Genomic DNA, 13,321 nt, shown 5'->3' with positions numbered 1-13,321 from the left:
TGGAATTAACCTTTTATTAGATAAACACAATAAATTTTGGGTGTCATCATTTCTTTTGTAAGCTAATTTTTACAATTACTAAATCCTTTTAGTTATGCATTAAATGCACTTTTTTAAATTGTGTACCTTTTACACCTCATAAATTTAGTAGGCTTTTCTTTATGTATAGTTTTTTTGTCTAATTTAATGGCACAAAACCTAACCAAAGTATATGGACAGAAGAGAAGCCGTAAAAAGCGTGGCCTTTTTAATTGGTGGAGCATTATCAGCTACCACAATTGCTACTTTATTTGATAGCTGTAACGAACCTGGCAAAAATGGTGAAAATTTATTTTCCGATAATCACCAGAAAATAGTTACTGAGCTAGCAGATATCATTATTCCGACAACTGCAAAATCTCCTGGTGCAAAGGCGGCAAATGTTGGTCCTTTTATTACCATGATGATGAAAGATTGTTATCCAGAGGATGCACAAACAGCATTTGTAAAAGGACTTGATGATTTGGAAGATCGTTCTAAAAAAGAATTTAAAAAATCATTTATAGAAATTTCTGTAAAAGAACGCCAACAATTAGTCGCCAAACTTCGCGAAGATACTTTGGCTTCTATAGATGAAGAAAAGAGTAGCGGTGAAAAAGCTGCTAAATTAGAACAAGACTCTAAAGGAGCCAAACCCGAAAAAGAACAGGCAGGAAACCCGATGGCGGTGAAAGAAAAACCTAAAAAAGCCCCACAGTTTTTTGCAATAGCAAGAGACTTAACCATTCTTGGCTTTTTCACATCTGAAATTGGTGCTACACAAGCCTATGAGTTTGTAGAAATTCCAGGTCGCTATGATGGCGATATGAAAATGAAACCTGGTCAAAGAGTTTACGCATAAATCTTATCTCATTTTATAATGAATTTAAATACAAAAGCAACTGCACAAAATACTTACGACGCTATAGTTGTAGGTTCTGGAATTAGTGGTGGTTGGGCAGCAAAAGAATTAACAGAAAAAGGTTTAAAGGTTTTGTTACTTGAGCGTGGCAGAAACATTGAACATATAAAAGATTATACCACGGCAATGAAAAAGCCTTGGGAATTTGAGCATCGTGGTAAATTAACCGAAGAGCAAAAAAGAACACACCCAGTTCAAAAAAGAGATTATCCTTATCAAGAATACAATGAAAGTTTTTGGGTTAATGATTTAGATTGCCCTTACACCGAAGTTAAAAGATTTGATTGGTATCGTGGTTTTCACGTTGGTGGAAAATCTTTAATGTGGGGACGCCAAAGCTACCGTTTCAGCGATTTAAACTTTGAAGAAAATTTAAAGGATGGACATGGCGTAGATTGGCCAATTCGTTATAAAGATATTGCTCCTTGGTATGATTATGCAGAGAAATTTGCTGGAATAAGTGGGATGAATGAAGATTTCCCTCATTTCCCTGATGGGCAGTTTTTACCTCCGATGCAAATGAATGTGGTAGAAAAAGCAGTTAAAGAGCGTATTGAGAAAAAATACAACCGCAGCCGCATCATGACAATGGGTCGTGTAGCGAACTTAACCGTTGAACATGGTGGCAGAGGAAGTTGCCAATACCGTAATTTATGCAGCAGAGGTTGTCCTTTCGGAGCTTATTTCAGCACACAATCATCTACATTGCCAGCCGCGATAGCAACGGGCAATTTAACTTTAAGACCATTCTCTTTAGTAAACGAAATTATTTACGATAAAGAAACCCAAAAAGCAAAAGGTGTAAGAATTATCGATTCTGAAACCATGGAGAACATTGAATATTTTGCAAAAATTGTTTTTGTGAATGGATCTACACTTGGCACTACATTCTTATTATTAAACTCAACATCTGCCGAGCATCCAAACGGACTAGGTAACGGTAGTGGCGAGTTAGGGCACAACTTAATGGATCACCATTTCCGTGCTGGTGCAAATGGCAAAGCCGAAGGTTTTGATGACAAGTATGTTTACGGAAAGAGAGCTAACGGAATTTACATCCCTCGTTACAGAAACATAGGTAATGAAAAGCGTGATTATTTACGAGGTTTCGGTTATCAAGGTAATGCAAACCGTGGCAGTTGGCATAAAGAAATTGCTGAGCTAGATTTTGGTGGTGATTTTAAAGATATAATGAGTACTCCAGGTGCTTGGAATATGGGTTTAGGTGGTTTCGGCGAAACATTGCCATTCCATAAAAATCATGTATATATTGATAAAACTAAAAAAGATAAATGGGGTCAACCTGTTTTAGCTATCGATTGTGAATTTGGAGAAAACGAAGCTAAAATGCGTGTAGACATGATGAATGATGCTGCAGAAATGTTGGAAGCTGCCGGACTTAAAGATATAAAAACATTTGATAATGGGTCTGAACCTGGTATGGCAATTCATGAAATGGGCACAGCCAGAATGGGCCATGATCCTAAAACATCGGTTTTAAATAAATGGAACCAAATGCATGAAGTTAAAAATGTTTTTGTTACTGATGGAGCTTGTATGCCATCGGCTGCTTGCCAAAACCCATCATTAACTTATATGGCTTTAACAGCAAGAGCAGCAGATTTTGCAGTTAGCGAATTGAAAAAAGGAAACCTTTAAATCCTCCCCAACCCCTCCAATGGAGGGGCTTTATGGAGCTAAAAATATAAAATTATACAAAGTCCTCCCTTTGGGAGGATTTAGGAGGGATATGAAACAAAAAATAAGAATGGGAATGGTTGGCGGTGGCAAAAAAGCGTTTATTGGCGCTGTACACCGGATGGCTGCAAGTTTAGATGGATTAATTGAATTGAGTTGCGGAGCTTTTAGTAGCAATGCAGAAAATGCAATTGAATCTGGTAAAGATTTGTTTCTTCCCGATAATAGAATATATACAAGCTATGCTGAAATGATAACTGCAGAAAGTAAACTTCCCGCATCGGAGAGAATACATTTTGTAAGTATTGTTACTCCTAATAATTTACATTTTGAGCCAGCAATGTTGGCTTTAGAAAATGGCTTCCATGTTTTAATTGATAAACCCATAACCCTAACCTTAGCAGAAGCTAAAGCTTTAAAAGCCAAAGCTGATGAAACAGGGTTGATGATTTGCCTTACCCACACCTACTCTGGTTATCCGATGGTAAAACAAGCCAAAAAAATGGTTAAGGATGGTGCTTTTGGCAAGATCAGAAAAGTTGTGGTAGAATATCCGCAGGGTTGGTTAAGTCTTCCAGCAGATGCTGATAACAAACAAGCGGCTTGGAGAGCAGACCCAGCAAAAAGTGGCATTAGCGGATGCATGGCCGATGTTGGTACTCATGCAGCTCATTTAGCAGAGTATATTTCTGGCTTACAAATCACAAAAATTTGTGCCGATTTAAATATCGTTGTAGAGAATAGATTGTTAGATGATGATGGTAATGTTTTGTTAAAATTCGATAACGGAGCTAATGGTGTTCTTTTTGCATCGCAAATTGCAGCGGGTGAAGAAAACGCTATTAAAATTTATGTGTACGGCGAAAAAGGAGGTTTAGAATGGCACCAAATGGAGCCGAACACGTTATTAGTAAAATGGCTAGATCAGCCAATGCAAGTTTATAGAACTGGTAATGGCTACAATTCAGACATCGCAAAATACAATACAAGAACACCGTCTGGTCACCCAGAGGGATATTTAGAAGCATTTGCCAATATCTATAAAAACTTCGCCCAAACAATTGCTGCCAAAGAAAATGGAACAACTCCTAGTGAAGAAATGTTGGATTTTCCAGGTGCCGCTGAAGGTGTAAGAGGTATGGCTTTTATAGAAAATGTAGTTGCTTCAAGCAAATCAGAACAAAAGTGGTATGATTTTACTGTTTAAAATGATGATAGCTGATGGTTGATAGCATATAGCCTATTTGCGTAAGCACAATTGACTATAAACCATTGACTATAAACTATCAACCAAAAACTAAACTAAAAATGACAACGATACAAGGACCAGCAGTATTTTTAGCCCAATTTATTGGAGATGAGGCACCATTTAATTCGTTAGATGGAATTTGTAAATGGGCAGCAAATTTAGGTTTCAAGGGCGTTCAAATGCCAACACTTGATAAAAGATTTATCGACTTAAAGTTAGCTGCAGAAAGTAAAACCTATGCTGATGAATTGACTGCACAAGTAGCCTCACATGGCTTGGTAATTACAGAATTATCAACGCATTTACAAGGGCAATTGGTAGCGGTAAACCCAGCTTACGATTCATTATTTGATGCTTTTGCTGCCAATGAAGTAAAGGGAAACCCGAAAGCTAGAACCGAATGGGCTGTACAACAAATGATGTACGCGGCTAAAGCTTCTCAAAACTTAGGTTTAAATGCACATGCAACATTTAGCGGTTCACTTTTATGGCATACTTTTCATCCTTGGCCACAAAGACCTGAAGGTTTGGTTGATGACGGTTTTACTGAATTAGCCAAACGTTGGACACCCATTTTAAATGAATTTGACAATTGTGGGGTTGATGTTTGCTATGAAATTCATCCAGGTGAAGATTTATTTGATGGCGAAACTTATGAAATGTTTTTAGATAAGGTAAATCATCATCCAAGAGCGTGTTTATTATACGATCCATCCCACTTTGTGCTACAACAATTAGATTATATTCAATACATCGATTTTTACCACGAGCGAATTAAAGCTTTCCATGTAAAAGATGCCGAATTTAATCCGACAGGTAAACAAGGTACTTTTGGCGGTTACCAAAGCTGGGCAAATCGTGCCGGCAGATACCGTTCTCCTGGAGATGGACAAGTTGATTTTAAACGCATTTTTAGCAAATTAACACAATACGATTATAAAGGCTGGGCAGTAATGGAATGGGAATGCTGCATTAAAGATTCAGAAACTGGTGCTCGCGAAGGCGCCGAATTTATCAAAAATCACATTATACCAGTAACCACAAAAGCTTTTGATGATTTTGCCGCATCTGGCGGAAATCAAGATTTTAACAAAACAATATTAGGCTTATCATAAAGTTAAATGAAACTCACTACAACACATAACACAACAAAACACATGAAAAAAACATTTCTATTTTTGGGAGGTATCGCCTTATTTTTAGCTGCTTGCGGTGGCTCAGGTGACACATCCGAAAGCACTACTGCAACAACAGCTACTACAACTCCCGCCCCAGCAAGCAAATCAGCAATGGAGCCAGGAGAATTATTAATTGTTAAATCTGATTGCGTGGGTTGCCACCATAAGGAAAACAAATTAATTGGTCCATCATATAAAGAAATTGCTGAAAAATATCCATCAAATGATGAAAATATAGCCCTTTTAGCGAGCAAAATTATAAAAGGCGGTAAGGGAGTTTGGGGTGCTGTACCAATGACACCTCATGCAAAAATTACAGAAGATGATGCCAAATCAATGGTTAAATATATTCTTTCGTTAAAAAAATAATTTCACCCTAAAATTAAATAGATGAAAAACTTAAATAAGGAAACGGCAGACAATAGCAGACGTAATTTTCTTAAATCGACCGCAGTTGCCGCTGCTGCATTTACAATTGTACCACGCCATGTTTTGGGTGGAAAAGGATTTTTAGCACCAAGTGATCGCTTAATTGTAGCAGGTGTTGGTGTTGGTGGTAAAGGTGGTGGAGATATCAAAGCATTCTACGATAGCGGTAAAGCTGATATTGGTTTCTTGTGCGATGTAGATACCCGTAGAGCTGCAGGTAGCGTAAAAGCATATCCAAAAGCTAAATTTTATAAAGATTGGCGTGAAATGTATGAAAAAGAGCACAAAAATTTTGATGCTGTTTCTGTTTCTACGCCAGATCATAACCACGCTGTGCAAGCTATGGCAGCTATGCAGTTAGGCAAACACGTTTATGTTCAAAAACCTTTAGCTCATGATATTTTTGAAGCTCGTGCTTTAACCGAAGCTGCGAAAAAATATAAAGTTGTAACTCAAATGGGCAATCAAGGATCTTCAAATGATGGTCCACGCCAAATGAAAGAATGGTATGATGCGGGTTTAATTGGCGATGTGCACACTATTTATGCATTTACCGATAGACCTGTTTGGCCACAAGGTATTCCATGGTCTGCAAACAAAGCAGATATTCCTAAAGAATTAGATTGGGATTTATGGTTAGGTACTGCACCTTACAAAGATTTTGTAGATAAATTAGTGCCTTTTAACTGGCGTGGATGGTGGGATTATGGAACTGGTGCATTAGGAGATATGGGTTGCCACCTATTAGAAACACCTTTTAGTGTGTTAGGTTTAAAATATGCAACAGAAGTACAGGCAAGTGTAGGTTCGGTTTATGTTGATGAATTTAAACGTGGATATTTCCCAGATAGTTGCCCTCCATCGAGCCATGTAACTTTAAAATTCCCTAAAACAAATAAAACCAAAGGTGATGTTACTGTACACTGGATGGATGGTGGTATACAGCCAGAAAGACCAGAAGAATTAGCACCAAACGAAAAATTTGGTGATGGCGGTAACGCTACTTTGTTTATTGGTACAAAAGGCAAAATGACTTCTGAAACTTATGGAAGAAATCCTAAACTTTTACCATTAAGCAGAATGGAAAACTTAAAAGTTGCGCAAAAATTTGCTCGTGTAACAAATCAGGAGGCTGGTCACTATGCACAATGGGTAGAAGCTGCAATTGCAGGACACGGTAAAAAAGAGTTAAGTTCTCCATTCGAGATTGCGGGTCCGTTAACAGAAGCTTTATTGATGGCTAACTTGGCAATTCGTGCAGCAGATGTACAGCGTAAAGATGAGCGTGGCAGAAATACGTACCCAGGTAGATACACAAAATTATTATGGAGTAACGAGTTGATGAAAGTAACAAACTTCGACGATGTTAATCAGTTTGTGAAAAGACAATATCGCGATGGTTACAGCTTAGGCGTGTAATTAACAAAAATTAACCCATCATCAGCTTATTTAAACAATTTGATGATGGGTTTGACATCCTTAAAATTATATAATGAAAAAATACATATTATCTGCACTAATGATTTTCGCAGCAAGCCAATTTGCTAGTGCACAAAAAGGCTTTGTGCCTTTATTCGATGGAAAAACAATGACGGGATGGCATACCTACAACAAAACTACTGTTGGTAGTGCTTGGGAAGTTGTTGATGGCGCCATACACATGAACCCAACCAAAAAAGGTAGAACTGGTGGTGGAGATTTAGTTACCGACAAAGCTTACACAAACTATCATTTAAAATTAGAATGGAAAGTTGCTCCTAAAGCCAATAGCGGTATCATTTTTAATATTTTTGAAGACAAAAAATATGGTCAAACGTATTTAACTGGACCAGAAATGCAAGTTATTGATAATGATGGCCACCCAGATGGTAAAATTACCAAACACAGAGCTGGTGATTTGTACGATATGGTTAAAAGCAAAAGCGAACCAGTTAAACCAGTTGGCGAATGGAATAAAGCAGAAATTATTAGTGATAATGGCAAATTAACCTTAGTTTTAAATGGCGTTAAAGTTGTTAAAACCACCATGTGGGATGACAATTGGAAAGCCTTAATTGCAGGAAGTAAATTTGCTAAATGGGAAGGTTTCGGCGTACACAAAACTGGTAAAATTGGTTTACAAGACCATGGTGATGAGGTTTGGTTTAAAAACATCATGATTAAAGAATTAAAATAAAATTATAAAGTTTAAAGCAAAAAGGCCAAATCTTTGGTCTTTTTGCTTTTGCATTTAACTTAAAACCAAATATAAAATGAACCCAACTATCCGCGTTAAACTGTCTTTTATGATGTTCCTAGAATTTTTTATCTGGGGAGCATGGTTTGTAACACTTGGCACATTTCTGAGCAAAAATTTAGGTGCATCAGGACCCGAAACAGGTGCAGTTTTTTCAACCCAATCTTGGGGAGCAATTATCGCCCCTTTTATTATTGGTTTAATTGCCGATCGTTATTTTAATGCAGAAAAAATTCTTGGTGTTTTACACATTTTAGGAGCAATTTTAATGTATCAGATGTACAATGCGGCAGATATTTCTGTATTCTATCCTTATGTGTTAAGCTATATGATTTTGTACATGCCAACTTTAGCTTTGGTAAATTCAGTTTCATTTAACCAAATGACAGATCCTGAAAAAGAGTTTTCAAGTATTAGAATATGGGGTACATTAGGTTGGATCGCAGCAGGTTTGTTAATCAGCTTTGCTTTTCATTGGGATTCGCAAGAAGGCGTTAAAGATGGATTATTGAGAAATACATTTTTAATGGCAAGCATTGCATCAATTGTTCTTGGTGTATTTAGTTTCTTGTTACCAAAAACTCCACCAAAAGGTAAAGGAGAAAAAATCACAGTTTCTGATATTTTGGGCTTAGATGCATTGAAACTTTTGAAGGACAAAAACTTTCTGATTTTCTTTATCTCATCTATTTTGATCTGTATTCCTTTAGCATTCTACTATCAAAACGCAAATAATTTTTTAACCAATGTTGGTATGGAAAATCCCACAGGAAAAATGACCATTGGTCAAATTTCTGAAGTTTTATTCCTTTTAGCTTTACCTATATTTTTCAAAAAATTCGGCTTCAAAAAAACAATTTTGGTTGGTATGTTGGCTTGGGCAATTCGTTATGTTTTATTTGCTTATGGCAATGCAGGCGAATTGAGTTTCATGTTAATTATTGGTATAGCTTTACATGGCATTTGTTATGATTTTTTCTTTGTATCAGGCCAAATTTATACCAACTCTAAAGCTGGCGATAAATTTAAAAGTGCTGCACAAGGTTTAATTACTTTAGCAACTTATGGTATTGGTATGCTTATTGGTTTTATGGTTGCTGGCCAAATCACCGAAACTTATAAAATTAACGGAGTTGAAGATTGGAAAATGATTTGGATTATCCCGGCAGGTATAGCTTTTGTAGTATTTTTAATATTTGCATTGCTATTTAACGATAAAACCAAAACCCAAACAGAATTATAAAAAAAAATGCTATTTTGCAATATGAACTCTAGAAGAACTTTCCTTAAACAATCTGGTTTATTTGCTGCAACTGTAGCAATAGCACCATCGTTTGCATGTACGCCTGTGGCCAAAAAGGCAATTGGCTTGCAATTGTACAGCTTGAGAGATGTGATTAAAAATGACATCACTAGCATTATTTCAAAGGTTGCTGCCATAGGCTATAAGGAAGTTGAAACTTTTAGTTATTCTGCAAAAAATGGTTTTTGGGGTTTAGATGCGAAGGCCTTCAAAGCTTTATTAGATCAACATGGCATGAGTTCTCCGAGTGGGCATTTCGAAATGGGAGAATACATGTCGGGCAAAAATACCGATGTATTAAAAGCATACATTGAAGCTGCAAATATTTTAGGTAGTACCTACGTAACGGTGCCTTGGCTTGATGGAAACGTGAGGAAAACTGCTGATGATTATAAAAAAATCGCAGCTAAACTTAATGAAGCAGGTAATTTATGTAAAGCTTCTGGTTTAAAAATCGCTTACCATAACCACGATTTTGAATTTAAAAAATTTGGCGACACCACAGGATTCGAAATTTTGCTCAATGAAACTGATAAAAAGTTAGTTGATTTTGAATTAGATTTATACTGGGCAGTAAGATCAGAAATAAACCCGATAGATTTGTTTAATGCACACCCTAAACGCTTCACCATGTTTCATGTTAAAGATATGGATAAAGGCAACAAAGCTTTAAATGCAGAAGTTGGACAAGGCAGTATAGATTTTAAAAATATTTTAACTGGAGCTAAACAGGCTGGAGTTAAACATTATTTTGTTGAGCATGAAACCAATTACAAACCAGACGTGATGGGTTCTGTTAAATCAAGTTTTGATTATGTGAATACTCAACTATTGTAATTAATACAACCTCAAAAAAAAATCCTAACAATTTAAATTGTTGGGATTTTTTTATGAGATATGGGGAAGCCAAAATGATAATAATTGCTTTTTAAAAGCAAATTTTACAAGTGAATTAACTTATAGATTGTTCGGTGTTCTGACTTTCTACATGAGCTTCATGAACGATATCTTTAATATCTGATTTTCGCTTTTTAGGCACTTTATTCACAAAATGCGGAACTTCAGGAGCAACATCATCATCATGCTCTTCAAAATCATAGCCATTAAATTTATTTTTAAGGGCATTAAATTTATCTCTTGCATTATCGCCTAAGCCTTTTGCTTTATCTCTAATTACTCTTCGTGTATCTTCGCCACTTTCTGGTGCAAATAAAATACTCAATAATGCACCTGCTGCTAAACCCGCAACTAATGCTACTGCTACGTATCCGTTATTATTAGATCTCTTTGTCAATTTCGATATCAATTTTCCGTATTTCATAGTTTTAATGTTTTAAAAATAACAAGCCTAAAATAAAATTGTTTTTTGATTTTTTAATTCAGCTTTGCTGCCAAAACGCAAGTTTGTTTAAAACTTTCCATTTTTCCGTTTGCAGTAAAGGCATCAAATTTAATTATATAAATACCAATGTTACCTTTTATTCCGGCATCATTTAAGCCATCCCAAGTAAAAAAACCGTTGCTTGCAATAGTTGTATTGCGTTGCAACTTGCGCACTAAAACTCCCCTGTCTGTATAGATGTTTACCGTAGCCACATAACCATTAGTAATGAAGTTGTAGTCAATTTTTAATACATCTTCAAAGCCATCATCGTCAGGCGAAAACACTTTGTTTGCTATTGAAACTTTGCTTTTAGTAATCGAATTATCAAACTCTTGAGAATTTTTAGCTGTTGGCGTAGCAAAACCTACAGACTGAGCGGCAGATTTAAAATTACCAATTGCATTTGCATCAGCTGCAAATGATATCCGCTCTAGCGATACACCATCACCATCTTGCAGTAGCTTAATATGCATTTTTTCGTTGTAATTCAATTGTTCTAAAACTCCGTTACTAGTTAATAAAACAACTGTACCTTGATCGTTATTATATGCGGGCAGACTGCTCATTTGTATCAACTGATTAGGATATTTTACATCGTAATGTTGCTGAATGGTTGTAGGATTTGTTGTTAACACCCAATAGGTTTTGGCAGGCACATAAACTGATGCGGTGCTTACATTTTTTATATTTGCTGGCTGACCAGCTGCATCAGTGTTGGCTAATTGCAATTCTTTTACATCTAATATTTGGTTGGTATTGTTGTAAATTTCTACAAAATCTACACCTCCAGTTCGTGGATTAGAAAGCACTTCACTAATTAAAATATCACCTTTTTTAAGTGTATATGGTTTTAAATAAAAGAACGACGCTAAACTATTTGCAACTATTGGATTACCCGCCAAATCGCTCAAATTATGAACAGTCAATTTATTTTCGCCATTTGGCAAAGCCGATGCAAAAGTTAATTTATAAACATTTGCAATTGTTGTATTTGATACATTTACTGGGTTGCCTAAATTAGTTACCGTGTAATTGCTCGCCATAAAGGCGGATGATACTTGTAATCTTTCAGAGAAAACAACTTCTATATTAAATTCATCTAATGCTTTGGCACTCAATAAAACAGGAGGTGTAATATCTGGTGTTAACGCTACAATTTTAAAATCATCAAAGATAAAACCTGCTGAACGTGTTGCTGTGTAATTGCACCTCACGCCAAACCAATCTGAGTTTACATGCGTTAAATCCGTTGTTGTTCCCTCTATTACAAAATTGTTAGCTCCAGTAATATCGGTATACAATTCCCATTTACCGTATTCATCTCGAATTACTTTTATTTTAGCTTTTAATAAATTTACATCAGCTCTGCTTTTTGCTGCACCATCTATAATTTTAGTAACCGTTGTACCTGTTTGCCTAAACAAATCGTAACTATCTGTACTTCCACTTTCTCCAATTTGGATAAAATACCCATTTAAAGAGCCGCTTAAATCCTGTTGATCAGCAATTAAATAAATTCTTGCTTGGTTGCTAGATGAAGGATCAAAATTCATTTGCACAAAAAAATCCCATTGGGTATTAAGTGCTAAAAAATTAGCAGTACTTAAGCTAACCAATTGAGCAGTAGAACTTAATGCGCTTTGAAGCTGCCCGTTGGCGTTGACATAAAACTGAGAATTTTGACCAACCCAGGATGGATTTGCCGTAAAATTGCCATCGCTAAAGTCATCAGTTAATTGACCGAATGTAAGTTTAACACTCAGGAGCATAAATAAAAGTAAAGTTTTTCTCATATTTGGTAGATATTAAGAATTAACTAAATATAATTAAAAAAACAGAAAATGAAAGTTGCAGTAGTAGGTGCCACAGGACTTGTAGGTACTGTTATGTTAAAAGTATTGGAGGAGAGAAATTTCCCATTAACAGAATTAATTCCAGTTGCTTCAGAAAAGAGCGTTGGTAAGTTAATTACGTTTAAGGGTAAACAGTTTCCAATCGTTAGCATGGATACTGCGATTGGAATGCGCCCTGATATTGCCCTATTTTCTGCTGGCGGAAGTACATCATTAGAACACGCTCCTCGCTTTAAAGAAGCTGGAACAACAGTTATCGATAATTCTTCTGCATGGAGAATGGATCCAAAAATCCCTTTGGTTGTGCCAGAAGTTAATGCAAATGTTTTATCATTAGATGATAAAATTATTGCTAACCCAAATTGCTCTACTATACAAATGGTAGTTGCGCTTAAACCATTACACGATAAATACAAAATTAAACGTGTTGTTGTTTCAACTTATCAATCGGTTACTGGTACTGGTGTAAAAGCTGTAGACCAAATGATGAATGAACGTAATGGTGTTTTTGATGGTGAAATGGCTTATGCTTATCAAATCGATTTAAACGTTATTCCACAAATTGATGTATTTACAGAGAATGGCTACACCAAGGAGGAAATGAAAATGATTAACGAAACCCGTAAAATTATGGGCGATGATAGCATTCGTTTAACAGCTACTACGGTTCGAATCCCTGTTATGGGCGGTCACTCAGAGTCTGTAAACATCGAGTTTGAAAATGAATTTGATTTAGCTGAAGTAACTTCTTTATTAGAAAAAACTGAGGGAATTATTGTAGTTGATGATATTGCAAATAATAAATATCCAATGCCAAAAGATGCACATGAAAAAGACGAAGTTTTTGTAGGTCGCATACGTAGAGACGAATCGATGCCAAATACTTTAAACATGTGGATTGTTGCCGATAACTTGCGTAAAGGTGCTGCTACAAATGCAGTTCAAATTGCCGAGTATTTGGTGAGAAAAGAATTAGTATAAATTATTTTTTACTAAAAAATTTTAAAAAGTGATGTATCTAATGCATCACTTTTTTTGTTGCAAAACATTC

12 protein-coding genes are annotated in these 13,321 nt (G+C 35.9%); 10 read left to right on the top strand and 2 right to left on the bottom strand.

The features are described 5' to 3' along the window. The first annotated feature begins 211 nt into the window (after positions 1 to 211). From FA045_RS15475 to FA045_RS15435, 9 genes are all read left to right on the top strand, one after another. Positions 212 to 880: a gluconate 2-dehydrogenase subunit 3 family protein gene (locus FA045_RS15475; protein ID WP_136877983.1), complete on the top strand. Its 669-nt coding sequence runs from the start codon at positions 212 to 214 to the stop codon at positions 878 to 880. Between the two features lie 18 nt (positions 881 to 898). Then, complete coding sequence (locus FA045_RS15470) at positions 899 to 2,599, top strand: GMC oxidoreductase (RefSeq protein WP_205943172.1); 1,701 nt, start codon at positions 899 to 901, stop codon at positions 2,597 to 2,599. Positions 2,600 to 2,690: 91 nt separating this feature from the next. Continuing rightward, positions 2,691 to 3,845, top strand: coding sequence for a Gfo/Idh/MocA family protein (locus FA045_RS15465; RefSeq protein ID WP_136877981.1), 1,155 nt, complete (start codon positions 2,691 to 2,693; stop codon positions 3,843 to 3,845). Positions 3,846 to 3,946: 101 nt separating this feature from the next. Next, complete coding sequence (locus FA045_RS15460) at positions 3,947 to 5,002, top strand: sugar phosphate isomerase/epimerase family protein (protein ID WP_136877980.1); 1,056 nt, start codon at positions 3,947 to 3,949, stop codon at positions 5,000 to 5,002. Between the two features lie 42 nt (positions 5,003 to 5,044). After that, positions 5,045 to 5,434 (top strand): c-type cytochrome, encoded by a 390-nt coding sequence (locus FA045_RS15455; protein ID WP_136877979.1) that lies wholly within the window; start codon positions 5,045 to 5,047, stop codon positions 5,432 to 5,434. 21 nt (positions 5,435 to 5,455) lie between these two features. Beyond that, on the top strand, positions 5,456 to 6,913 hold the full coding sequence (locus FA045_RS15450; protein ID WP_136877978.1) for a Gfo/Idh/MocA family oxidoreductase: 1,458 nt from the start codon (positions 5,456 to 5,458) through the stop codon (positions 6,911 to 6,913). Positions 6,914 to 6,986: 73 nt separating this feature from the next. Then, a complete protein-coding gene (locus tag FA045_RS15445) occupies positions 6,987 to 7,670 on the top strand; it encodes a 3-keto-disaccharide hydrolase (RefSeq protein WP_136877977.1) in 684 nt (227 codons plus the stop codon). Positions 7,671 to 7,746: 76 nt separating this feature from the next. Further along, on the top strand, positions 7,747 to 8,973 hold the full coding sequence (locus tag FA045_RS15440; protein WP_136877976.1) for a nucleoside permease: 1,227 nt from the start codon (positions 7,747 to 7,749) through the stop codon (positions 8,971 to 8,973). A gap of 21 nt (positions 8,974 to 8,994) precedes the next feature. Beyond that, entirely contained in the window at positions 8,995 to 9,870 is an 876-nt protein-coding gene (locus tag FA045_RS15435; RefSeq protein ID WP_136877975.1) for a sugar phosphate isomerase/epimerase family protein, read from the top strand. A 115-nt stretch (positions 9,871 to 9,985) separates the two neighbouring features. On the opposite strand, the gene FA045_RS15430 is transcribed toward FA045_RS15435, so the two are convergent. Together FA045_RS15430 and FA045_RS15425 are read right to left on the bottom strand one after the other, a co-directional pair. Further along, entirely contained in the window at positions 9,986 to 10,354 is a 369-nt protein-coding gene (locus tag FA045_RS15430) for a YtxH domain-containing protein (RefSeq protein ID WP_136877974.1), read from the bottom strand. 53 nt (positions 10,355 to 10,407) lie between these two features. Beyond that, positions 10,408 to 12,210, bottom strand: coding sequence for a lamin tail domain-containing protein (locus tag FA045_RS15425; protein ID WP_136877973.1), 1,803 nt, complete (start codon positions 12,208 to 12,210; stop codon positions 10,408 to 10,410). Between the two features lie 48 nt (positions 12,211 to 12,258). On the opposite strand from FA045_RS15425, the gene FA045_RS15420 reads away from it, so the two are divergent. Continuing rightward, the gene (locus FA045_RS15420) at positions 12,259 to 13,251 is read left to right on the top strand and encodes an aspartate-semialdehyde dehydrogenase (protein ID WP_136877972.1); all 993 of its coding nucleotides are present in this window, start codon (positions 12,259 to 12,261) and stop codon (positions 13,249 to 13,251) included. Positions 13,252 to 13,321: the final 70 nt, after the last annotated feature.

The organism is Pedobacter cryotolerans (assembly GCF_005116475.1).
Taxonomy (GTDB): domain Bacteria; phylum Bacteroidota; class Bacteroidia; order Sphingobacteriales; family Sphingobacteriaceae; genus Pedobacter; species Pedobacter cryotolerans.
Note: the sequence above shows the minus strand (reverse complement) of the source record. Positions and strands in the feature narration are given on the sequence as shown.